This window comes from Geodermatophilus normandii, from assembly GCF_003182485.1.
Taxonomy (GTDB): domain Bacteria; phylum Actinomycetota; class Actinomycetes; order Mycobacteriales; family Geodermatophilaceae; genus Geodermatophilus; species Geodermatophilus normandii.
Genome location: NZ_QGTX01000001.1, coordinates 2,379,553 through 2,401,039, shown reverse-complemented (window position 1 = coordinate 2,401,039; position 21,487 = coordinate 2,379,553). Strand labels below are relative to the sequence as shown.

Below are 21,487 nucleotides of genomic sequence, written 5' to 3'. Positions count from 1 at the left end.
CAGTCCGGCTGCCGGCGGCGGAGCGCCGCCGGCTGCGTCGCCCGAGGAAGGTCGTCCCGTGGTCCACGCCTACATCCTGATCCAGACCGAGGTCGGCAAGGCCGCCCAGGTGGCGTCGACGATCAGTGAGATCGCCGGCGTGACCAAGGCGGAGGACGTCACCGGCCCCTACGACGTCATCGTCACCGCCGAGGCGCAGTCGGTCGACGAGCTGGGCCGCCTGGTGGTCGCCCGCGTGCAGTCGGTCGACGGCATCACGCGCACGCTGACCTGCCCCGTCGTCAACATCTGAGCCGCTGAGCGAGGACACCCCCGCCGAGGACACCCCCGCCGAGGACACCCCCGCCGAGGACCCGGCGGCCGCTCCGGCGCCCGCCCGGCGTCCCGACCCGCTGCGCCGGCTCGCGCTGGTCGCGACGGCGGTCGTCGTGCCGGTCCTGGTCGTCCTGGTCGTCCTGGTCAACGTCCGCGGCGGCAGCGACGACGACGACGCGGCCCCGGCGGCGGACGTCAGCGGCACGTCGGCGCCGCAGCGCGCGGAGGACCTGCCGGTGCTGCCGGTCGAGGTCCCCGCGCCGACGCCCGAGGCCGACGCGACCTGCCCGGCGCTCATGGCGGCCCTCCCCCTCGACCTGACCGGGGAGCCGGCGCGGCTCGTCGACTCGGACACGCCCTACGCCGCCGCCTGGGGCGAGCCGGCGGTCGTGCTGGTGTGCGGGGTGCCGCAGCCGGCCGGCCTGGTCGCCGGCGAGGGCCTGCTGCAGATCGACCAGGTCACCTGGTTCGTCGAGCAGTCCGAGGAGGCCACCACCTGGACCGCGGTCGACCGCGCCGCCTACGTGCAGGTGACGCTGCCGCCCGACGTCGACAGCGCCCCGGTCACCGTGCTCAGCGGCGTCATCGGCGACACCCTCCCGCCGCGCTGAGGCCGGCTCAGGCCGCCGGCAGCCGGTCGAGCTGGGCCCGCACGGCGTCGTGCACCTCGTCGGCGGCGGCCTGCTCGTCGTCGGCCACGGCGGTCACGCCGACGCTGAACACCCCGTGCGCGCACCAGGCGAAGGCCGCCGGGCCGGACAGCCCCGTCGCGGGGTCGGCGCCGGCCACGGTGAGCAGGCTGCAGCCGTCGGGCAGCGACGACGGGTCGTGCCGCAGCACGCCGTCGTAGACCTCGGCGTCGTTGCCGGCCAGGTCCCGCGCGTAGGTCGCCGCACCGGCCGTGTCGTCGAACTGGTCGAGGAAGACGCTGGTGAGCGGCCCCGTCGTCGACCCCCAGAAGCGCTCCCAGCCGTGCCGGTAGCCGTACTCCCGCAGCACCATGCGCTCGCGCGCGGGGTCGTCGGCGTACGTGGCGACGTCGTCGACGGTCTTCGCGCCGGCGGGCGGCTGCAGGTCGGCGTCGGGGATCCGCGGCAGCCCCGAGGGCACCTCCTCGAGCAGCAGCTCCCCGAGGTCCTCCACCGTCTCCGGGGTGGCGGGTGCCGCGGCTCCCCCGCCGGGGTGGCGCTGGTGGGCGTGCAGCCGGTGGCGGGCACGAGCGCGAGCAGCCCGGCGAGCACGGCCGCGCCGCGGCCCGGGGTCACCGGGGGTCCGCTGGTCCCCCGGCCGGCCCGCGCGCGCCAGCGCCGAGGCGACCAGCCGGTCCACCAGCTCGGCGTAGGACACCCCGCTGGCCGCCCACATCCGCGGGAACATCGAGATCGGCGTGAAGCCCGGCATCGTGTTGACCTCGTTGACCACGAGCCGCTCGCGGCCGTCGGGCCCGGCGCCGAGGAAGAAGTCGACCCGCGCCAGCCCCTCGCAGTCCATCGCGAGGTAGGCGCGGCGGGAGGCCTCCTGCACCAGGCGCGTCTGCTCGGGCGTGAGGTCGGCGGGGACGTCGAACTCGACGGCGTCGTCGAGGTACTTGGCGTCGAAGTCGTACCAGTCGGTGCCCGGCTTGAGCCGGATCTCGGCGGGCAGGCTGGCCTCGGGCGGCCCGCCGTCGCGGCCGGCCAGCACCCCGCACTCGATCTCCCGGCCGGGCACGGAGGCCTCGACGACGACCTTCGGGTCGACGGCGGCCGCGGTGGCCACCGCCTTCGGCAGCTGCGCCCAGTCGGTCACCTTGGTGATGCCGATGCTGGACCCGGCGCGCGAGGGCTTGACGAACACCGGCAGCCCGAGCCGCTCGCGGTCGGCGGCCGACAGCGCGTCGGGGTCGGCCGTCAGCGCGCCCTCGGCGTCGCGGAGGACCACGTGGTCGCCCTGCGGCAGCCCCGCGGCGGCCAGGAGCTTCTTGGTGAACTCCTTGTCCATCGAGGCGGCGCTGGCGAAGACCCCCGAGCCCACGTAGGGCAGGCCGCTCATCTCCAGCAGGCCCTGGATGGTGCCGTCCTCGCCGTAGGCGCCGTGCAGCACCGGGAAGACGACGTCGACCTCGGTGAGCGCGGGGCCGATCGCGGCCGCGGCGTCGAGGACGGCCAGGCCGCGCCCGGCGGGGTCGCCGACCAGGGACACCGCGGTCCCGCCGGTCACCTCGGGCAGCCGGCCGGCGTCGATGGCCAGCCGCTGTCCCGCGTCGGCGAGCACCCAGCGGCCGTCGCGCGTGATGCCCACCGGGACCACCTCGTAGCGCTCCGGGTCCAGCGCGGCCATCACGCTCCCGGCGGAGACGCAGGAGATGGCGTGCTCCGCGCTGCGCCCTCCGAACACGACCGCGACGCGCACCCTGCCTGTCCCGCTCATCGCGGCCGACCCTAGTCGACGCCCCTCGCGCGTCCCGCGTCTCCCGCGGGGCTGACACCCGCCGGGTGTGGGAACCTCGTCCGCGATGCGGGAGAACGCGGCCCCTCCGGTGGACCCCCGACCTCCGGCGACGACGGCGCACCAGGGGCACGACGAGCACGGGGGCGCCCCGGCGCGCCGGTTCCCGCTCGCCCTGCGGCTGGCCGGTGCGGCGGTGCACGCCTACACCGCGCTCGGCTCGGTGCTGGCGCTGCTCGTGGTGCTCGCCGCGTTCGAGGGCGAGGCCGTCACCGCGCTGTGGCTCGGGCTGGCGGCGCTGTGGATCGACGGCACCGACGGGATGCTGGCCCGCCGCGCGCGGGTCAAGGAGACGATCCCCTGGTTCGACGGCGCGCTGCTGGACAACATCGTCGACTACCTGACCTACGTCTTCGCGCCCGTCGTCCTGCTGTGGACCACCGGCGCGCTGTCGCACTCGTGGGTCGGCTGGCTGCTCGCCGCGCTGCCGCTGCTGGCCTCGAGCTACCAGTTCTGCCGCGTGGACGCGAAGACCGACGACCACACCTTCCTCGGCTTCCCGAGCTACTGGAACGTCGTCGCCTTCTACGCGGTGGTGCTGGACCTCTCGCAGGTCGTCGTCGCCGTCGTGCTGGTCGTGTGCTCGGTGCTGGTCTTCGTGCCGGTGCGCTACCTGTACCCGTCGCGGACCGAGGCGCTGTGGCAGGTCAGCATCTCGCTCACCGTCGTCTGGCTGGTGACCTACGCCGTGCTGCTGCTGCAGTACCCCGACCCGCACTGGGTCGTGGTGGTGCTGTCCTTCGCCTACGTCGTGTACTACCTGGCCTTCAGCGGCTGGCTCACCGCCCGCGCCGCCCACCGCCGCCGCCGCGCCGCCCGCACCGCCTGACGGAGGACCCTCCCGCCCCCGCCCCTCGCACGCTCGGGGCGGGCCCCTGCAGGAGGGCCGGCTCAGCAGGGCGCGCGCAGCACCAGCTCGACGTTGCGGTCGGCGGGGGTGCCGGCCAGGCCCGACCCGAGCCCCGCCCACGGCACGTTGGCCGCGAGCTCGCGGTGCAGGGCGGCCAGCGCGGCGGGGTCACGCGCGGCCGGGTCCCCGGCGGCCGGCGGCCGGGCGGGGCTGTCGTGGTCGACCATCGTGCAGACCATCGACAGCGTGCCGTCGCCGTTGTCGAGCAGCTCCACCAGCCGGGCCTGCCCGGGCCAGTCGACGACGGCGCAGGTCGTCACCTCCCACAGGCCGCGGCCGGGCTCGTCCGGGTGCGCCCAGGGCCGCACCTCGCTGACGTGCGTGTGCCCGTTGAGCCACAGGACGACGTTCGGCCAGCGGTGCAGCAGGGCCAGCAGCTCGGGGGCACCCAGCGCGTCGTCCCCGGGCGTCGGCCGGCGACCGAGGGCGTCGGCGCGGGTGAGCGTGCTCGACCCGTGGTGCGACAAGAGCACCACCAGCCGGTCGGCGTTGCCGGTGGCGACCCGCCCGCCGTCGGGACCGGGCGCCGACGACGACACCTCGCGCAGCCGCTCCTCCAGCCACCGCGCCTGCTCCGCGTCGACCGAGCCCGCGGTGCCGCCGGTGACCCGCGTGGTGTCCAGGCAGACGACCCGGACGCCCGGCAGCCCGTCCCACGCGTAGTAGGCGGTGCCCTCGCGCAGGTTCTCCTCGGTGAACCCGTGCCCGGTGGGCTCCCCGCCGTCGGCCAGGTGCGCCGCCACGAAGGACCGGCGGTCGATGAACCGGCGGTCGGCCACCGAGGTCACCGTCCGCGAGGTCGCGGTGGTGAAGACCTCGGACGAGTGCGTGAACAGCCGCAGGGCGTCGTCCAGCGGCAGGGCGGGGTCGACGTCGACCGGCTTGCGCCCGGAGCCGAGCAGCGCGGTCAGCGCCGGCGTGGGGACGCCGACGCCCTGGATGAGCGCCTCGTGGTTGCCGTGGCAGCCCAGCCAGGGCACCCGCAGTCCCTCGGCGGCGAAGGCCGCGAACGCCGCCTCCAGCAGCCCCGGCCGGGCGGGGAAGCCGAAGCGCTGGTGGTGCAGGCCGCCGTCGTCGTCGGGCCGCCAGAACAGGTCGTGCGGCCAGCCGGAGGCCTGCACGCCGTCGTAGGCGGTCAGCCCGGCACCCGGGGAGACCACTCCCCCGCGCAGCACGGCCAGGTAGAGCTCCAGCTCGTTCCACTGCGCGTTGTCGATCGCGTCGCCGGTGGTCACGACGACCTGCAGCGGCCGCCCCGTCCGCGGTCCGCCGGCCAGGCCGTTGAGGGTGCGCACCAGGGCGTCGACGGCGTGCGCGGTCAGCGCCTCCTGCGGCCGGTGCATGGGCACCAGCGCGCTCATGCGCGGATCGGCCTCGAAGCGGTGGAAGAACTCGAAGCGGGCCGGCGAGCAGACGTCGGCCAGCTGCAGGTCGGTGACGTGCGCCAGGCAGGCGATCTCCCGCGCGCCCCGCCGCGGCGGCTCCCAGGTGGGCCCGACCAGCTCGCGGCGCACCCGGTGCGGCTCCCCGCCGGCCCAGGCCAGCGCCCGGTAGTCGCTGTCCCGGCCGCGGTGCAGCACCGGGCCCGCCGCGAGGACACGGTCGAGGGTCGTGCGGCTCACGCGGTCAGGCGGCGGCGTCGAGCGCCGTGGTGAGGTCGGCGACGACGTCGCCGGTGTCCTCGATGCCGCAGGAGAAGCGCAGGAACCCGGCGGGGACGGCGTCCCCGCCCCACTGCGCCCGCCGGTCCACGGTGCTGTGCACGCCGCCGAAGCTGGTGGCCGCGGTCCACAGCCGGCTCGCGGCCAGGAACCGCGACACCGCCGTCTCGTCGGCGAGCTCGGCGGAGACCAGGCCGAGCGGCCGCAGCATCTGCCGGGTCGCCAGGGCGTGCGAGGGGTCCGAGGGCAGCCACGGCCAGCGCACGCCGGTCACCGCCGGGTGCCCGGCGAGCACCGCCGCCACGGCCGCGGCCGTCTCGCCCTGGCGGGCCAGCCGCAGGTCCAGCGTGCTCATCGAGCGGTGCCCGAGCCACGCGTCGAAGGCGCCGGGGGTGCTGCCGGTGTGGTCGCGCCAGCCCTTCACCCGGTCGAACACCTCGTCGGAGGTGGTGCTGACGTGGCCGAGCAGCAGGTCGCTGTGCCCGGTCAGCGCCTTGGTGTCGGCGCCCACGGTGAGGTCGGCGCCCAGCGCCAGGGGTCGCTGCCCCAGCGGGGTGGCGGTGGTGTTGTCGACGGCGAGCAGCGCCCCGGCGGCGCGCGTCGCGCGGGCCACCGCGGCGACGTCGCAGACGTCGAGCTGGGGGTTGCTGGGCGTCTCGAGGAAGACCATCCGCGCGCCGTCGAGGTCCCCGCGGGCGGCGACGTCGGCGATCTCGACGGTCGGCACGTACTCGACCCGCACGCCGAGCCGCTCGAGCTCGTCGCGCGCCAGCAGCCGCGTCGTGTAGTAGCCGTCGGCGGGCAGCACCAGGCGGTCGCCGGCCGACACCAGCGCCAGCACCGCCGCGGTGATCGCCGCCATGCCGGTGGCGAAGGACAGGCACCGGCCGCCGTCGAGCTCGCCGACCGCGGTCTCGAAGGCGCGCGACGTCGGGTGCTCGGTGCGGGCGTAGGCGTCGGCGCCGCCCGCGCGCGGCGGCTGGTCGCCGAGGTGGAAGGGAGCCGCGAAGACCGGCGAGGGGCGCAGCGGGGTGCCCGGCACCGGCGGGGCGTCGCCCGCGTGGACCGACCGGGTGCCGTCGCCCCACTCCCCCGGCAACGTCGCTCCGGATCCGCCGGTGGTGCCGTCGCTCACTCGGGCTTGGCCTCGCGACTCATGATCTCCTTCAGCACCGCACCGGCCGGCACGCCCTCGTGGCAGACGCGCACGACCGCCTCGGTGAGCGGCACGTCGACGCCGTGGGCGCGGGCCAGGTCCAGCACGGGCCGGCAGCTCTTGACCCCCTCGGCGGTCTGCCGGGTGGTGGCCTGCACCTCCTCCAGTGACAGGCCGCGACCCAGCTTCTCCCCGAAGGTCCGGTTCCGCGACAGCGGGGAGCTGCAGGTGGCCACGAGGTCGCCGAGCCCGGCCAGTCCGGCGAAGGTCGCGGGCTCGGCACCCAGCGCCACGCCCAGGCGGGTGGTCTCGGCCAGGCCGCGGGTGATCAGCGACGCGCGGGTGTTGTCACCGAAACCCATGCCCTCGGCGATGCCGCAGGCCAGCGCGATGACGTTCTTCACCGCGCCGCCGAGCTCGCAGCCGACCAGGTCGGAGTTGGTGTAGGGCCGGAAGTAGGGCGTGAGGCAGGCGGCCTGCAGCGCGGCGGCGCGGTCGGGGTCCGCGCAGGCGATGACGGTGGCCGCCGGCTGCTCCTCGGCGATCTCGCGGGCGAGGTTCGGGCCCGACAGCGCGGCCACCCGGTCGGCCCCGGCGCCGGTGACCTCGCGGATGACCTCGCTCATCCGCTTGGTCGTGCCGAGCTCGACGCCCTTCATCAGCGACAGCAGGGTCGCGTCGGCGGGCAGCAGCGGCGTCCACTCGAGCAGGTTGGCCCGCAGCGACTGCGAGGGGACGGCGAGGACGACGACCTCGGCGCCGTCGAGGGCCTCCGCGGCGTCGGGGGTCGCCGTCAGCGCGCCGGGCAGCGCCACCCCGGGCAGGTACTCGGCGTTCTCCCCCGACTCGGCGATCGCCGTCGCGAGCTCGGGCCGGCGGGCGTGCAGGGACACCGTGCAGCCGGCGTCGGCGAGGACCTTGGCGAAGGTGGTGCCCCAGGAGCCGGCCCCGAGGACGGCGGCGCGGGCGCTCACGCGGCGTCCCCCGGCAGGGACCGCCCCGGACGGGGGGCGAAGGCCGGCGGCGCGGGCTCGCCCCGCACCTCGGACAGCAGGTCGCGCACGCGGCCCATGATCAGGTCGGTGGTCTCCCGCAGCACGTCGGGGGTGAGCGCCCGCCCGGCCCGCACCTGCGCCCGCAGCGCCGAGAGGTCGACCGGCTCGCCGAGGGAGTACTCGGTGGGCGTCCGGAACCGCAGGTGCAGCTTCTTGGTGTGGTAGTCGTGCACCCGCTGGGGACCCCACTGGGCCACCGGCAGCACGACGGCGTCGGTGGTCAGCGCCAGCCGCGCGACGCCGGTGCGGGCCTGCATGGGCCACCAGTCGGGATCGCGGGTCACCGAGCCCTCGGGGTAGATCACGACGACGTTGCCCGCCTCGAGGTCGGCCGCCGCGGCGGCCAGCGAGCCGCGGGCCTCCGCCGAGCCGCGGGCCACCGGGATCTGCCCGGCGTGCCGGAGGATCTTCCCCGCCAGGCCCCTGAACACCGCCTCCTTGGCGAGGAAGTGCGGGATCCGCCCGTTGTCGTAGACCAGGCGCGCGCAGGCCAGCGGGTCGAGCACCGAGACGTGGTTGGCGACGAGCAGCACCGGGCCGGTGCGCGGCAGCCGGTCGCCGTGGCGGTAGCGGAGCCGGAACAGCAGCGAGGCGGTCGGGTAGATGACCACCACCGCCAGCTTCAGCGACCACGGCAGCCGCCCGCGCACGTGCAGCGCGCGCCGCTCCTCCGCCGCGCTCCGGGAGGACTGCTCCTCGGTCACCGGCACCCCTCCGCTCGGTCGTGACGATCGGCACATGATCGACCCTCCCCCGGGTCGGCGTGCGCACCGGGGGGTCGCCGGCGTCGGCGCGCGGACGCCGCCGTGTGCTCACATGGACGCCGTGCGGTGGTCCCTGGTCGTCCCGGCGAAGCGGCTCGGCGCGGCCAAGACCCGCCTGGTGCCGCTGACCGGCGGTGGTCCCGGGGTGCACGCCGACCTCGTGCTCGCGCTGCTGGCCGACACCGTCGCCGCGGCCCGGGACTGCGCCGCGGTGGCCGACGTCGTCGTGGTGACCGACGACGAGCGCGCGGCCGCCACCGTCCGGGCGCTCGGCGCGCGCACCGTCCCGGACGAGCCCGACCGCGGCCTGAACCCGGCGCTGGCCCACGGCGCCCGGGCCAGCGGCGGCGACGCCGTCGCCGCCCTGTCCTCGGACCTGCCGGCGCTGCGGTCCGACGAACTCGCCGCCGCGCTGGCCGCCGCCACCGCGCCGCGCTGCTTCGTCGCCGACGCCGCGGGCACGGGGACGACGCTGCTGACCGCGTCGGGCGTGCCGCTGGACCCGCGGTTCGGGCGGGGTTCGGCCGCCGCGCACGCCGCGGCGGGCGCGGTGCCGCTGGCCGGCGGCTGGCCGGGACTGCGCCGCGACGTCGACACCCCCGCCGACCTCGCCGCCGCCGTGCACCTGGGCGTCGGCGCCGCGACGGCGGCGCTGCTGCCGCGACTGCCGCGGCCGGCCGCCTGAGCGCTCCGGCGCGCTCTCGCCGTTCACCTCGGTGGGGCACGATGTGGCGGTGGCAGCCGAGACGACGTCGCCCGAGGTCCCCGCACGCCCCCCCGAGGAACCGCCCGCGCTGCCGGCGGACCGTTTCCTCAACCGGGAGCTGTCGTGGCTGGACTTCAACGCGCGGGTGCTGGAGCTGGCCGAGGACACGTCGCTGCCGCTGCTGGAGCGGGCGAAGTTCCTGGCGATCTTCGCCGGCAACCTCGACGAGTTCTACATGGTGCGCATCGCCGGGCTGAAGCGGCGGCAGAGCACCGGGCTCACCGTCCGCTCCCCCGACGGGCTGACGATCCGGGAGCAGCTGGCCCGGGTCACCGAGCGCACCCAGGAGCTCGTGCACCGGCACGCGGTCTGCTTCCAGCAGGACGTCACGCCGCGGCTGGAGGCCGAGGCCATCCGGATCGTGCACTGGGAGGACCTCGCCGAGACCCAGACGCGGCGGCTGCGCGAGTACTTCCGCGACCAGGTCTTCCCGGTGCTCACGCCGCTGGCCGTGGACCCGGCGCACCCGTTCCCCTACATCAGCGGCCTGTCGCTCAACCTCGCCGTCGTCGTCCGCGACCCGGAGACCGGTGGCCCGCGCTTCGCCCGGCTCAAGGTGCCCAACAACGTGCCGCGGTTCGTGCCCGTGGGGGCGGTGGACTCCGAGGCGACGTTCCTGCCGCTCGAGGACCTCATCGCCGCTCACCTGCCGCAGCTGTTCCCGGGCCTCGACGTCCTCGACCACCACCTGTTCCGGGTGACCCGCAACGCCGACCTCGAGGTGGAGGAGGACCGGGACGAGGACCTGCTGCAGGCCCTCGAGCGCGAGCTCGCCCGACGCCGGTTCGGCCCGGCGGTGCGGCTCGAGGTCACCGAGACCATGGACCCGCAGATCCTCGACGTCCTCGTCTCCGAGCTGGAGATGAGCCCGCAGGACGTCGTCACGGTGCCCGGGCTGCTGGACCTCTCCTCGCTGTGGGCGCTCTACGACCTCGACCGCCCGGAGCTCAAGGACGAGCCGTTCGTCCCGGCCACCCACCCGCGCCTGAGCGAGGGCGAGACGCCCAAGAGCGTCTTCGCGACGCTGCGCGAGGGGGACGTGCTCGTCCACCACCCGTACCACTCGTTCGCCACGAGCGTGCAGCGCTTCATCGAGCAGGCCGCCGCCGACCCCCACGTCCTGGCGATCAAGCAGACGCTCTACCGGACCTCGGGTGACTCGCCGATCGTCAACGCGCTGATCAGCGCCGCCGAGGCGGGCAAGCAGGTGGTCGTCCTCGTCGAGATCAAGGCGCGCTTCGACGAGCAGGCCAACATCACCTGGGCCCGGTCGCTGGAGCGGGCCGGCTGCCACGTCGTCTACGGCCTGGTGGGGCTCAAGACGCACTGCAAGACGGCGCTGGTGGTGCGCCGGGAGAACGGCGTGCTGCGCCGCTACGTGCACATCGGCACCGGCAACTACAACCCGAAGACGGCGCGGCTGTACGAGGACCTGGGCATCCTCACCGCCGACCCGCGGGTCGGTGCCGACCTCACCGACCTGTTCAACGTGCTGACCGGCTACTCGCGGCAGACGGCCTACCGGCAGCTCATGGTGGCGCCCCACGGCATCCGCAGCGGCCTGGTGGAGAAGATCCGCCGGGAGGCGCGGCACGCCGCCGAGGGCCGGCCCGCGGGCATCCGGTTCAAGGTGAACTCGCTGGTCGACGAGCGGGTCATCGACGCGCTGTACGAGGCCTCCCGGGCGGGCGTGCCCGTGGAGCTGTTGATCCGCGGCATCTGCGCGCTGCGGCCCGGCGTCCCCGGCCTGTCGGAGACGATCCGGGTCCGCTCGATCGTGGGCCGCTTCCTCGAGCACTCGCGGGTGATGTCCTTCACCAACGACGGCGAGCCGGAGTTCTGGCTGGGCAGCGCCGACCTCATGCACCGCAACCTCGACCGCCGGGTGGAGGTGCTGCTGCGGGTGTGCGACGACACCGCGCAGCGCCAGCTGCAGGCCGTGTTCGACGACGCGATGGCGCCCGGCGTGCGCTGCTGGGAGCTGGGCCCCGAGGGCCGCTGGACCCGCACCGGGACCCGGGACTCCCAGGCACGGCTGATGCGCCTGGTCACCGAGCATGCCGACTGAGCGGGCGGCCGTCGTCGCGGCCGCGGGCGGGGTGGTGTGGCGACCGGCCGCCGGCGGCGGGCTGGAGACCGTGGTCGTGCACCGCCCGCGCTACGACGACTGGTCGCTGCCCAAGGGCAAGCTCGACGCCGGGGAGAACGCGCTGACCGCCGCCGTGCGGGAGGTCGCCGAGGAGACCGGCCTGCGGGTCGTGGCCGGCCGGCGCAGCCTGCGCACGCGCTACGAGGTCGCCGCCGGGCCCAAGCAGGTGGACTACTGGCTCATGCGCGCGGTCGGTGCCGAGGAGCCGTTCGTCCCCAACGACGAGGTCGACGAGCTGCGCTGGCTGCCGGTCGCCGAGGCGGCGGCGCTGATGACCCACGAGCACGACCGTCGGGTGGTCGCCGACCTCCTCCGCGACGACGTCCCCCGGACGCCGACGCTGCTGCTGGTGCGCCACGCCAAGGCCGGCAGCCGCAGCGACTGGGACGGCCCCGACGACGAGCGGCCGCTGGAGACCCGGGGCTGGCGGCAGGCGCGGCAGCTCGCCGACGTCCTGCCGGTGTTCGGCCCGTGCGAGCTCCTGAGCGCCGACCGGGTGCGCTGCCGGCAGACCCTCGAGCCGCTGGCGGAGCGCACCGGCCTGCCGGTGCGCTCCCTGCCGGAGCTCGGCGAGGAGGAGTTCGCCGCCGATCCGCAGGCCGGCCTCGCCGCGGTCGAGCGGCTGCTGGAGCCACGCGAGCAGCCCGGCGTCGCCGTGGTCTGCAGCCAGGGCGGGGCGATCCCGTCGGTGCTGATGAGCCTCGGCGTCCGCTGGGAGGGGGTCGCCGGGCGGCTGTACCCGCCGGCGGCGAAGGGCAGCGTGTGGGCACTCGGCGGCCGACCCGGCGCGCTGGCCGCCGACTACTACCGCGACCTCGGTCCCGACCCCGACGCCCCCCGCTGAGGGAGCCGGGGCCGGGCGGACCTCAGGCGGGCAGCGCCGGGAGGGCCCGGGGCAGCCAGGCGGGGCGCCCGGCCTCGAAGGCCTCGATGTCGGCCAGGTGCCGCTCGGTGAGGCCGACGTCGTCGAGGCCCTCGAGCAGCCGCCAGCGGGTGTACTCGTCGACCTCGAACGGCACGGTCGTGTCGCCGTAGGTGACCGTGCGGGCCTGCAGGTCGACCGTCACCGGCGTCGCGGGGTCGGCCTCGACCGCCTGCCAGAGCGCCTCCACGTCGGCCTGCGGCAGGACGACGGTGAGCAGGCCGGACTTGGTCGAGTTGTTCTTGAAGATGTCGGCGAACCGCGAGCTGATGACCACGCGGAACCCGCCGTCGAGCAGCGCCCAGCAGGCGTGCTCGCGCGAGGAGCCGGTGCCGAAGTCGGGGCCGGCGACGAGGACCGTGGCGTCGGCGTACTGCGGCTGGTTGAGCACGAAGTCCGGCTCGTTGGTGCGCCAGGCGACGAACAGGCCGTCCTCGAAGCCGGTGCGGGTGATCCGCTTGAGGTACTCGGCCGGGATGATCTGGTCGGTGTCGACGGCGCTGCGGCGCAGCGGGGCGGCCGTGCCGGTGTGGGTGGTGAAGGCGTCCATCGGGCTCAGACTCCGGCGGTCTCGAGGTCGGCGGGGGCGGTGAGGCGGCCGGTGAGGGCGGTCGCGGCGGCCACGGACGGCGACACCAGGTGGGTGCGTCCGCCCTTGCCCTGCCGGCCCTGGAAGTTGCGGTTGCTCGTCGACGCCGACCGCTCCCCCGGCGCGAGCTGGTCGGGGTTCATGCCCAGGCACATGGAGCACCCCGCGCCCCGCCACTCGGCGCCGGCCTCGGTGAAGACGCGGTCCAGGCCCTCGGCCTCGGCCTGCAGCTTGACGCCGATCGACCCGGGGACGACGAGCATCCGCGTGCCGGCGTCGATCCTCCTGCCGCGCAGCAGCTCGGCGGCGGTGCGCAGGTCCTCGATCCGGCCGTTGGTGCACGAGCCGAGGAAGACGGTGTCCACCTCGATCTCCCGCAGCGGGGTGCCCGGCGTCAGGCCCATGTAGGCCAGCGCCTGCTCGGCGGCGCGGCGCTCGTTGTCGTCGGCGAGGTCGGCCGGGTCGGGCACCCGCTCGGTCAGCGGCAGGCCCTGGCCGGGGTTGGTGCCCCAGGTGACGAACGGCGAGAGCTCGGCGGCGTCGAGCACGACCTCGGTGTCGAAGACGGCGCCCTCGTCGGTGCGCAGCGTGCGCCAGTACTCGACGGCGGCGTCCCAGTCGGCGCCCTGCGGGGCGTGCGGGCGGCCCTGCAGGTAGGCGAACGTCGTCTCGTCCGGGGCGATCATCCCGGCGCGGGCGCCGGCCTCGATCGACATGTTGCAGATCGTCATCCGGGCCTCCATCGACAGCGCCTCGATGGCGCTGCCGCGGTACTCGATGACGTGCCCCGCGGCGCCGTTGGTCCCGATCCTCGCGATCACGGCGAGGATGACGTCCTTGGACGAGACGCCCTCGGGGAGCTCGCCCTCGACGGTGACGGCCATCTGCTTGGGCCGGTTCTGCGGCAGCGTCTGGGTGGCCAGCACGTGCTCGACCTCGCTGGTGCCGATGCCGAACGCCAGCGCGCCGAAGGCGCCGTGGGTGGAGGTGTGGCTGTCGCCGCAGACGATGGTCAGCCCGGGCTGGGTCAGCCCGAGCTGCGGGCCGATGACGTGCACGATGCCCTGGTCGCGGTCGCCCATCGGCGCGAGCCGGATGCCGAACTCCGCGGCGTTCCGGCGCAGCGCCTCGACCTGCGCGCGGCTGACCGGGTCGGCGATCGGCTTGAGGACCTCCAGCGTCGGGACGTTGTGGTCCTCGGTGGCCATCGTCAGGTCGGGGCGGCGGACCCGGCGGCCGGCGGCGCGGAGCCCGTCGAAGGCCTGCGGGCTGGTGACCTCGTGCACGAGGTGCAGGTCGATGTAGAGCAGGTCCGGCTCGCCCGCGGCGCTGCGCACGACGTGGGCGTCGTAGACCTTCTCCGCCAGGGTCTTCGGCACGGGGTCCCTCCCGGTTCGGGTCATCCCACGGTGGCTTCTCACTGTGTGGGATGGGAGTATCGCTGTGTGGGACAGCCTAACCCCGTCGCCGTGCTGGACAAAGCAGTGGCCATCCTGCGCGCCGTCGCGCAGGAGCCGGCGTCGCTCGCCGACCTCGTCGCCCGTACCGACCTGCCGCGCGCGACGGCCCACCGGCTGGCCGTCGCGCTCGAGGGGCACCGGCTGCTGCGGCGCACGCCGGCGGGGACGTGGGCACCCGGGCCGGCGCTGACCGAGCTCAGCCACGGCAGCGCCGACCTCGCCCGGGTCGCCGGGCGGCACCTGGCCACGCTGCGCGACGCCAGCGGTGAGAGCGCCCAGTTCTACGTGCGCGAGGGCGGCTCGCGGGTGTGCGTCGCGGTCGCGGAGCGCGCGCACGGCCTGCGCGACACGGTGCCGGTCGGCGCGCGGCTGCCCATGACGGCGGGCTCGGCGGCGCACGCGCTGCTGGCCTTCGCCCCGCCGGAGGAGGTCACCCCGCTGCTGCCGCAGGCCAGCTTCACCGCCCGCACCCTGCTCGACGTCCGCCGTCGGGGGTGGGCGCACAGCGTCGCCGAGCGCGAGCCCGGCGTCGCCTCGCTCTCCGCGCCGGTGCGCGACCCGGCCGGCGCGGTGCTCGGCGCGGTGTCGATCTCCGGACCGGTGGAGCGGCTGGGCCGCCGGCCGAGCCCCGAGGTGGTCGGGGCGGTCCTGGAGACGGCGGCCGTCATCGCCCGCGCCGCGGGCTGAGGCCGCGGCGTCACCGGCGCGGCACGGCCACCGGCGCGTGCGGGAGGGCACGCGCGGCGGCCTCGGCGAGCGTGTGCGTCCCGCACCTCTCGCGGATGTGCTCGGCGTGCTTGCGGACGGTGCCGCGGGAGATCCACAGGGCGGCCGCGATGTCCTCGGTGGACAGGCCGGCCCCGGCCAGCGCCAGCACCTCCCACTCCCGGCGGGTCAGCCGCGGCACCTCCGCCCGGCGGCGCTCGGCCAGCAGGAACAGCTCCTGCACGTGCGGGCGGGCCAGCTCGAGCAGCCGCCGGTCCCGCTCGGTGAACGGCCCGCCGCTCCAGCGCTGGAACAGCAGCCGGCGGGCCTCCCCCGGCGGGGCGGGCAGCGAGACCATGAGCTCGGCGGTGCTGTCGGTGAGGACCTCGGCGTGCATCGGGTCGGCCAGGCGGGCGCGCTCGGTCGGGTACAGGTCCCCGGTGTGGATCACGCTGGCGAGGTCCCCGGTGCGCTGTGGCCAGCTGCAGATCGAGGACCACCACAGGTGCCAGAAGCGGTCGTCGGGAGCCGTCGGCCCCGGCTCCTCCACCCCCCGGGTGCCGTCGTCCATGACGCCCTGGACGAGCAGGCTCTGCCGGCGCCGGTGGTCGTGCGCCTGGTAGGTGACGCCGAGGTCGCACGGGACCAGCCGCAGCAGTCCCTCGAGCAGCACCCAGGGCAGCACCGGCCCCGGGTCCTCGCACCGCGCGGCCCGCAGCAGGTCGGCGAGCGCGTCGGCGTCGCCCTCGCGCAGGGAACCGGTGCCCACGCCGGTCACCGTCCCGGAGGGCCGAGGCCGTCCCGGGCCCCCGGGGGCAGCGGCCCCGACCCGGCGGGCAGGCACCGGGCGGCCGCCTCGGCCAGGGAGTGGGCACCGCACTTCTCGCGGATGTGCTCGGCGTGCTTGCGCGCCGTGCCGACGGCGATGCACAGGGCCGCGGCGATCTCGTCGGTCACCAGCCCGGCCGCGGCGAGCGCGAGCACCTCCCACTCGCGCGCGGTCAGCCGCGGGATCCCCGCCCGGCGCCGCTCGGCGGCCGCCCAGACCTCGACCAGGTGCGGGCGGGCCAGCTCCAGCAGCGAGGGGTCCCGGTCGGGGAACGGCTCGTCGTCGGTCCGGAGGAGGAGCAGGTGCGCCGCCGGACCGGCCGGTGACCGCAGGGGCACCACGAGCTCCCCGGGCACGTCGGTCACGACCTCGGCGCGCGCCGGCCCTCCCCCGTCCACCGGGCGCGGGAACGGGGAGGCCAGGGCGCGACGCAGGGCACGCACGCCCCGCGAGCCCCCGGTCACCGGCGAGCGCAGCCGGGCGTACGGGCCCTCCAGCGCCCGCGCGTCGGCGTGCTCGACGCCGCGCGTCCCGTCGGCGAGCGCCCCCTGGACGACGACGGTCCGGCAGTCGCGGTGGTCGAGCAGCCGGCAGGTCAGGACGACGCCGCAGGGCACCAGGCGCACCAGCCCCTCGAGCAGCCCCCACGGCAGCACGGGTCCGGGGTCCTCGGACCGGGCGGCCCGGAGCAGCTCCAGCAGGTCGTCGGCGTCCCGCGCGTGCAGGTGACCGGTGCCCATGGACCGCTCCCCCCGTCGGCCGGTGGGACGACGCTAGGACGGCCGCGGGGACCTCCGGGATACGCACTTCGACGTATTCCGCCGCGCCGGGCCGGGGCGCAACGTCGTCGGTCCCGGCCCGTACCGCCGGGTCCCCCCACCCAGGGGCGGTCGCCGCCGCACCCGGAGAGGCTCCCGATGACCACCGCCGTCCGTCCCCCGGCCGCCGCCTGGGCCGCCACCCACCGCATGCTGCTCGCGGTCATCGCCGTCACGGTCGCCCTGGCCGCGGCCGCCGCCGTCACCCTCACCGTGCTGCTGGGCGACAGCGACACGACGACGCCCACCGGCCCCGGCTCGTCCTACGACCGCAGCGGCTGCGGTGGCGTCATGACGGTGACGTTCCTCCGCCCGACCTGCTGACCCCCGGCACGGCGGCCGGCCCTCACCTCCGGTGCAGGGACGGGCCGGCCGTCGTGCCGCTGCCGTCGTCCTCGGGGTCCTGCCGGTCCGGCGGGGCCTCGACGACGATCGGGCGCAGCCGGACCCACAGCAGGAAGGCCGCCGCGAAGAGGAGCATCGCCAGGCCCGCCCACAGGTTGGCGTTCACGTCGCCGGTCTTTTCCTGCTCGGCCGGGGAGTTGCCGAAGATCCCCATCAGGACGAGCACGACGCCGTAGAAGCCGATCAGCGCCGCGATGACGTTGCGGACGTCGAAGGCACCGGCCGCGTGCTTCGTCCCGGCGGGGCCGGAGGTGCTGCTGCTCATGACCGTGCTCCTGACGTCAGCGGAAGACCACGTTGAGGACGATGACCATGACCAGCGCGATGCCGGCCAGCTTGGTCGGCGACTGGTACCAGGGCAGCCGGTGCGCGTCGGGGTCGGTCCGCTGCTCCTTGGGGGTCTCGGAGTAGACCAGGCCGGCGAGCTGGGCGACCGGCTTGGGCGCGGTGACCTGGCTGACCACGACGCTGACCACGATGTCGACGACGAAGGCGGCGCTGGCGGCGACGAAGCTCGCGCCCTGGCCGCCGATCGGGAGCACGCCCAGCGACGCCGTCCCGAACGCGTCCTCGCTGAGGAAGGCGACGGCGACCGCCGCCAGCGTCCCGGACACCAGCCCCATCCAGCCCGCCGTCGGCGTCATCCGCCGCCAGAACATGCCGAGGATGAAGGTGGCGAACAGCGGGGCGTTGAAGAAGCCGAACAGCGTCTGCAGGTAGTCCATGAGGTTCGTGTAGCCGGACGCGATGATCGCCGTCCCGATGGCGGCCACGGTGGCGCCGACGGTCGCCCACCGGCCGACGGCGAGGTAGTAGCCGTCGGGCCGGTCCTTCTTCACGTACTGCTGCCACAGGTCGTAGCTGAAGACGGTGTTGAAGGCGGAGATGTTGGCCGCCATGCCGGCCATGAACGCCGCCAGCAGGCCCGCCAGGGCGACGCCGAGCAGCCCGTTGGGCAGGGTGTCGCGGATCAGCAGCAGGATCGAGTTGTTGTAGTCGAAGTCCGTGGCCGACGCCGCCCGGGCCTCGACCACCTCCGGGACCAGGACCGTGGCGATGATGCCCGGGATCACGACGATGAACGGGACGAACATCTTCGGGAAGGCGCCGATGACCGGCGTGCTCCGGGCCGCGGACATCGACTTGGTCGCCATCGCCCGCTGGACCTCGACGAAGTTCGTCGTCCAGTAGCCGAAGGACAGCACGAAGCCGAGGCCGAACACGATGCCGATCACCGACAGGACGGGGCTGCCGATGCCGGAGAGCTCCGTGGCCGGCCAGGAGGTGAGCTCCTCGCCGCGGCCGGAGTCGGTGACCCGGTCGACCAGGCCGCCCACGCCGCCGACCCGGTGCAGGCCGATGAGCGTCAGGGGCAGCAGCGCGGCCACGATGACGAAGAACTGCAGGACCTCGTTGTAGATGGCCGCCGACAGCCCGCCGAGGGTGATGTAGCTCAGCACCACGGCCGCCGCGACGATCAGCGACAGCCACAGCGGCCAGCCCAGCAGCGCCTCGACGATGGTGGCCAGCAGGTAGAGGTTGATGCCGGCGATGAGGATCTGCGCCACCGCGAAGCTGAGCGCGTTGACCAGGTGGGCGCCGGTGCCGAACCGGCGGCGCATGAACTCCGGGACGCTGCGGACCTTCGACCCGTAGTAGAAGGGCATCATCACCACGCCCAGGAACAGCATGGCCGGGACCGCGCCGATCCAGAAGTAGTGCATGGTGCTCATGCCGAACTGCGCGCCGTTGGCCGACATGCCGACGATCTCGACGGCCCCGAGGTTGGCCGAGATGAACGCCAGGCCGGTGACCCACGCGGGCAGCGAGCGGCCCGACAGGAAGAAGTCCAGGCTGTCGGACACCCGCCGTCGCGCGGCGGCACCGATCAGCAGGACGACGGCGAAGTAGGCGGCCACCAGCAGGTAGTCGACGAACGACGCGTCCAGTCTCAGATCGTCCACTCGGGCCTCCACTCGGGTCGGGTCACGACAGGCGCCGGGCCCCCGCGGCGGGGACCACGACGTAGGAACGGGGAGCGCCGGCGCGCTCGGTGACGGCGGCGGTGACGTCGTCCACGGCCGCGGCGTCGACGAGGGCGACCGCGCTGCCGCCGAAGCCGCCGCCCACCATGCGGGCGCCGTGGGCACCGGCGGCCAGCGCCATCTCGACGACGGCGTCGAGCTCGGGCACCGACACCGCGAAGTCGTCGCGCAGCGAGGCGTGCCCGGCGGTGAGCACGGGGCCGACCTCGCGCGGGTCGCCGCCGGCGCGCAGCAGCCCGACGACCTCCTCGACGCGGGCGTCCTCGCTGACCACGTGACGGGCCCGGCGCAGCAGCAGCGCGCCGCGCCCGGTGCCGTCGTCGAGCGGCGCGAGCGCGTCCACGCCGGGCACGTCGCACAGCAGGTCGACGCCGAGGCGGCGGGCGGCCTCCTCGCACTCCCGGCGCCGCTCGCCGTAGCCGCTGGCGGCGTGGTCGTGCGTGGTGCCCGAGTCGACCACCAGCAGCGCCAGGCCGGCCGCCTCGAGGTCGAGGGGCACCTGCTCGCTGCTGCGGTCGCGGGTGTCGAGGTGCAGCGCGTGCCCGGCGGTGCACAGCACGGAGGCGGACTGGTCGAGGATGCCGGTGGGCGCGCCGACGAAGTCGTTCTCGGCCCGCCGGGCGACGTCGACGAGGTCGCCCGGGCCGAGGTCCAGGCCGAGCAGGTCGCGCAGCGCCAGCGCGACGGCGCACTCCAGCGCCGCGGAGGAGGACAGCCCGGCACCGGCCGGGACGTCGCCGTCGACGAGCAGGCTCAGCCCGCCGGGGACGTGCTCGCGCAGCTCGTGGACGACGCCGGCCGGGTAGCCGGCCCAGCCGCCGGGGGTGCCCGGCGCGAGGTCGGCGACGGCGACGTCGGCGTCGGCGTCCGGGTGCTGGGCCGAGACGAGGACGAGGCGGCCGTCGTCGCGGCGGGCGACCGCGGCGCGCGTGGTGTGCGGCAGGGCGACCGGCAGGACGTGGCCGCCGTTGTAGTCGGTGTGCTCGCCGATCACGTTCACCCGGCCGGGAGCGGCCCAGACGCCCTCGGGTGCGCCTCCGAAGCGGGCCGCGAAGGCGTCGGCCGCGCGGGCCGCCGCCTCGCCGTCGCTCGGCACCCCGCTCACGGGACCACCACGGTGCGCAGCTGCTCGGCGACGTCCTCCGGGTTGGTGTCGGTGATGAACGCGCCCATCCCCGACTCCGAGCCGGCCAGGTACTTCAGCTTGCCCGGCGCGCGGCGCAGCGAGAACAGCTGCAGGTGCAGCCACCAGTCATCGCGACCGGCGCGCACCGGCGCCTGGTTCCACGACGCGATGTAGGGCATCGGGGTGTCCATGCGGTGTGCGAAGCGGCCGAGGACGTCGAGGTAGACCTCGGCCAGCGCGTCCCGCTCGGCGTCGTCGAGGGCGGGCAGGTCGGGCACCCGGCGGGTGGGGAAGAGCTGCACCTCGTAGGGCCAGCGCGCCGCCGCCGGGACGAAGGCCACCCAGTGCTCGTTGGACGCCACCACCCGGGGGCCGGTGCGCTCGGACTCCACGACCTCGGCGAACAGGTCCCCGCCGGTGGCCTCCCGGTGCCGGCGCACCGAGGCGAGCACCCGCTCCACCCGCGGCGTCACGAACGGATAGGCGTAGATCTGCCCGTGCGGGTGCGACAGCGTCACCCCGATCTCCTCGCCCGAGTTCTCGAAGCAGAAGACCTGCTCGACGCCGTCGAGGGCGCCCAGCTCGGCGGTGCGGTCGGCCCAGACGTCGACGACCAGGCGGGCGCGCTCGCGGCCCAGCCCGGCGAAGTGCTGGGAGTGGTCGCTGGTGAACAGCACCACCTCGCACCGGCCGAACCCGGGGCGCAGCTCGGCGAGCGCGGCACCGGGCGCGGTCGGCGTCACGGCGGTGTCGACGCCGGTGGCCAGGGACGGGAAGCGGTTCTCGAAGACCACGACCTGGTAGTCGCTCTCCGGGACCTCCGTGGGCCGGCCGGGCCGCGAGGGGTCCAGCGGGCACTGGTCGGCCGGCGGCAGGAAGGTGCGGGTCTGCCGGTGGGCGGCGATCACCACCCACTCGCCGAGCAGGGCGTCCCAGCGCAGCTGCGAGTGGGTCCCCACCGGCGGGAGGTCGCGGGTGTCCTCGGCCGTGCGGGCAGGCGTGCCGTCGGCGTCGAAGTAGAGGATCTCCCGGCCGTCGGCCAGCCGGCGAGAGGTCTTGATCACCCTGCGTCGCCTCCGTTCCCGGCCCGAGGGAGGGGCCCCGGGAACGCTATGCCCGCTGGCGATCATGGGCCACTCGGGGACCCGGACACGCAGCAGGGCCCCCGGCCGGGAGCCGGGGGCCCTGCTGGTGTGGCGCTGTAGCCCCGAAGGGATTCGAACCCTCGCTACCGCCGTGAGAGGGCGGCGTCCTGGACCGCTAGACGACGGGGCCGGACGCACCGATTCTGCCACGGGGACCACCGGCGGCCCGACGGGGGTCCG

Annotated in this window: 21 protein-coding genes and 1 tRNA gene; 8 read left to right on the top strand and 14 right to left on the bottom strand. The window is 75.5% G+C overall.

From position 1 onward, the window contains the following. Positions 1-58: 58 nt before the first annotated feature. Positions 59-292: an Lrp/AsnC ligand binding domain-containing protein gene (locus tag JD79_RS11795; RefSeq protein WP_110005665.1), complete on the top strand. Its 234-nt coding sequence runs from the start codon at positions 59-61 to the stop codon at positions 290-292. Between the two features lie 136 nt (positions 293-428). Then, a complete protein-coding gene (locus JD79_RS11790) occupies positions 429-926 on the top strand; it encodes a DUF3515 domain-containing protein (protein WP_245900040.1) in 498 nt (165 codons plus the stop codon). A gap of 7 nt (positions 927-933) precedes the next feature. Here JD79_RS11790 and JD79_RS24265 read toward each other — a convergent pair whose 3' ends face one another. After that, a complete protein-coding gene (locus JD79_RS24265) occupies positions 934-2,724 on the bottom strand; it encodes a D-alanine--D-alanine ligase family protein (RefSeq protein WP_281270305.1) in 1,791 nt (596 codons plus the stop codon). Positions 2,725-2,833: 109 nt separating this feature from the next. Between JD79_RS24265 and JD79_RS11780 the strand changes: the two genes are divergently transcribed. Next, entirely contained in the window at positions 2,834-3,631 is a 798-nt protein-coding gene (locus JD79_RS11780) for a CDP-alcohol phosphatidyltransferase family protein (protein WP_245900039.1), read from the top strand. A 62-nt stretch (positions 3,632-3,693) separates the two neighbouring features. On the opposite strand, the gene JD79_RS11775 is transcribed toward JD79_RS11780, so the two are convergent. The 4 genes from JD79_RS11775 to JD79_RS11760 are packed head-to-tail and all read right to left on the bottom strand — an operon-like array spanning position 3,694 to position 8,288. After that, positions 3,694-5,334, bottom strand: coding sequence for a TIGR03767 family metallophosphoesterase (locus tag JD79_RS11775; RefSeq protein ID WP_110005663.1), 1,641 nt, complete (start codon positions 5,332-5,334; stop codon positions 3,694-3,696). A 4-nt stretch (positions 5,335-5,338) separates the two neighbouring features. Further along, entirely contained in the window at positions 5,339-6,508 is a 1,170-nt protein-coding gene (locus tag JD79_RS11770) for a cystathionine gamma-lyase (RefSeq protein WP_245900038.1), read from the bottom strand. Next, positions 6,505-7,503 carry an NAD(P)H-dependent glycerol-3-phosphate dehydrogenase gene (locus JD79_RS11765; RefSeq protein ID WP_110005662.1) on the bottom strand — a complete coding sequence of 333 codons (999 nt, stop codon included), beginning with the start codon at positions 7,501-7,503 and terminating at the stop codon, positions 6,505-6,507. Before JD79_RS11765 ends, JD79_RS11770 begins: the two co-directional genes overlap by 4 nt. Further along, the gene (locus JD79_RS11760) at positions 7,500-8,288 is read right to left on the bottom strand and encodes a lysophospholipid acyltransferase family protein (protein ID WP_245900037.1); all 789 of its coding nucleotides are present in this window, start codon (positions 8,286-8,288) and stop codon (positions 7,500-7,502) included. The genes JD79_RS11765 and JD79_RS11760 overlap by 4 nt, the downstream gene beginning before the upstream one ends. A gap of 112 nt (positions 8,289-8,400) precedes the next feature. Between JD79_RS11760 and cofC the strand changes: the two genes are divergently transcribed. From cofC to JD79_RS11745, 3 genes are read left to right on the top strand one after another with little or no spacing between them, the layout of a single operon-like run. After that, positions 8,401-9,033, top strand: a complete 633-nt coding sequence (gene cofC, locus JD79_RS11755) for a 2-phospho-L-lactate guanylyltransferase (RefSeq protein WP_110005660.1) — start codon at positions 8,401-8,403, stop codon at positions 9,031-9,033. Between the two features lie 49 nt (positions 9,034-9,082). Further along, positions 9,083-11,182, top strand: coding sequence for an RNA degradosome polyphosphate kinase (locus tag JD79_RS11750; RefSeq protein ID WP_245900036.1), 2,100 nt, complete (start codon positions 9,083-9,085; stop codon positions 11,180-11,182). Continuing rightward, positions 11,172-12,107 (top strand): NUDIX hydrolase, encoded by a 936-nt coding sequence (locus tag JD79_RS11745; RefSeq protein WP_110005658.1) that lies wholly within the window; start codon positions 11,172-11,174, stop codon positions 12,105-12,107. Before JD79_RS11750 ends, JD79_RS11745 begins: the two co-directional genes overlap by 11 nt. A 22-nt stretch (positions 12,108-12,129) precedes the next feature. Here JD79_RS11745 and leuD read toward each other — a convergent pair whose 3' ends face one another. Both leuD and leuC read right to left on the bottom strand, forming a co-directional pair. Then, the gene (leuD, locus tag JD79_RS11740; RefSeq protein WP_110005657.1) at positions 12,130-12,735 is read right to left on the bottom strand and encodes a 3-isopropylmalate dehydratase small subunit; all 606 of its coding nucleotides are present in this window, start codon (positions 12,733-12,735) and stop codon (positions 12,130-12,132) included. A 5-nt stretch (positions 12,736-12,740) separates the two neighbouring features. Then, a complete protein-coding gene (gene leuC / locus JD79_RS11735; RefSeq protein WP_110005656.1) occupies positions 12,741-14,153 on the bottom strand; it encodes a 3-isopropylmalate dehydratase large subunit in 1,413 nt (470 codons plus the stop codon). Between the two features lie 90 nt (positions 14,154-14,243). On the opposite strand from leuC, the gene JD79_RS11730 reads away from it, so the two are divergent. Then, positions 14,244-14,921 (top strand): IclR family transcriptional regulator, encoded by a 678-nt coding sequence (locus tag JD79_RS11730; protein ID WP_245900035.1) that lies wholly within the window; start codon positions 14,244-14,246, stop codon positions 14,919-14,921. Between the two features lie 10 nt (positions 14,922-14,931). On the opposite strand, the gene JD79_RS11725 is transcribed toward JD79_RS11730, so the two are convergent. Both JD79_RS11725 and JD79_RS11720 read right to left on the bottom strand, forming a co-directional pair. Further along, positions 14,932-15,708 (bottom strand): helix-turn-helix transcriptional regulator, encoded by a 777-nt coding sequence (locus JD79_RS11725; protein ID WP_110007646.1) that lies wholly within the window; start codon positions 15,706-15,708, stop codon positions 14,932-14,934. A 5-nt stretch (positions 15,709-15,713) separates the two neighbouring features. Next, complete coding sequence (locus tag JD79_RS11720) at positions 15,714-16,508, bottom strand: helix-turn-helix transcriptional regulator (protein WP_110005654.1); 795 nt, start codon at positions 16,506-16,508, stop codon at positions 15,714-15,716. A 177-nt stretch (positions 16,509-16,685) separates the two neighbouring features. Between JD79_RS11720 and JD79_RS11715 the strand changes: the two genes are divergently transcribed. After that, positions 16,686-16,910 carry a hypothetical protein gene (locus JD79_RS11715; protein ID WP_110005653.1) on the top strand — a complete coding sequence of 75 codons (225 nt, stop codon included), beginning with the start codon at positions 16,686-16,688 and terminating at the stop codon, positions 16,908-16,910. Between the two features lie 22 nt (positions 16,911-16,932). On the opposite strand, the gene JD79_RS11710 is transcribed toward JD79_RS11715, so the two are convergent. From JD79_RS11710 to JD79_RS11690, 5 genes are all read right to left on the bottom strand, one after another. Further along, positions 16,933-17,256: a hypothetical protein gene (locus JD79_RS11710; RefSeq protein ID WP_110005652.1), complete on the bottom strand. Its 324-nt coding sequence runs from the start codon at positions 17,254-17,256 to the stop codon at positions 16,933-16,935. Between the two features lie 16 nt (positions 17,257-17,272). Further along, positions 17,273-18,955, bottom strand: coding sequence for a sodium:solute symporter family protein (locus JD79_RS11705; protein WP_110005651.1), 1,683 nt, complete (start codon positions 18,953-18,955; stop codon positions 17,273-17,275). A 22-nt stretch (positions 18,956-18,977) separates the two neighbouring features. Next, positions 18,978-20,141, bottom strand: coding sequence for a galactokinase (gene galK, locus JD79_RS11700; protein WP_211307940.1), 1,164 nt, complete (start codon positions 20,139-20,141; stop codon positions 18,978-18,980). Further along, positions 20,138-21,226, bottom strand: a complete 1,089-nt coding sequence (gene galT, locus JD79_RS11695; protein ID WP_110005650.1) for a galactose-1-phosphate uridylyltransferase — start codon at positions 21,224-21,226, stop codon at positions 20,138-20,140. The genes galK and galT overlap by 4 nt, the downstream gene beginning before the upstream one ends. A gap of 138 nt (positions 21,227-21,364) precedes the next feature. After that, positions 21,365-21,437: transfer RNA gene (locus tag JD79_RS11690), tRNA-Glu, on the bottom strand. Positions 21,438-21,487: the final 50 nt, after the last annotated feature.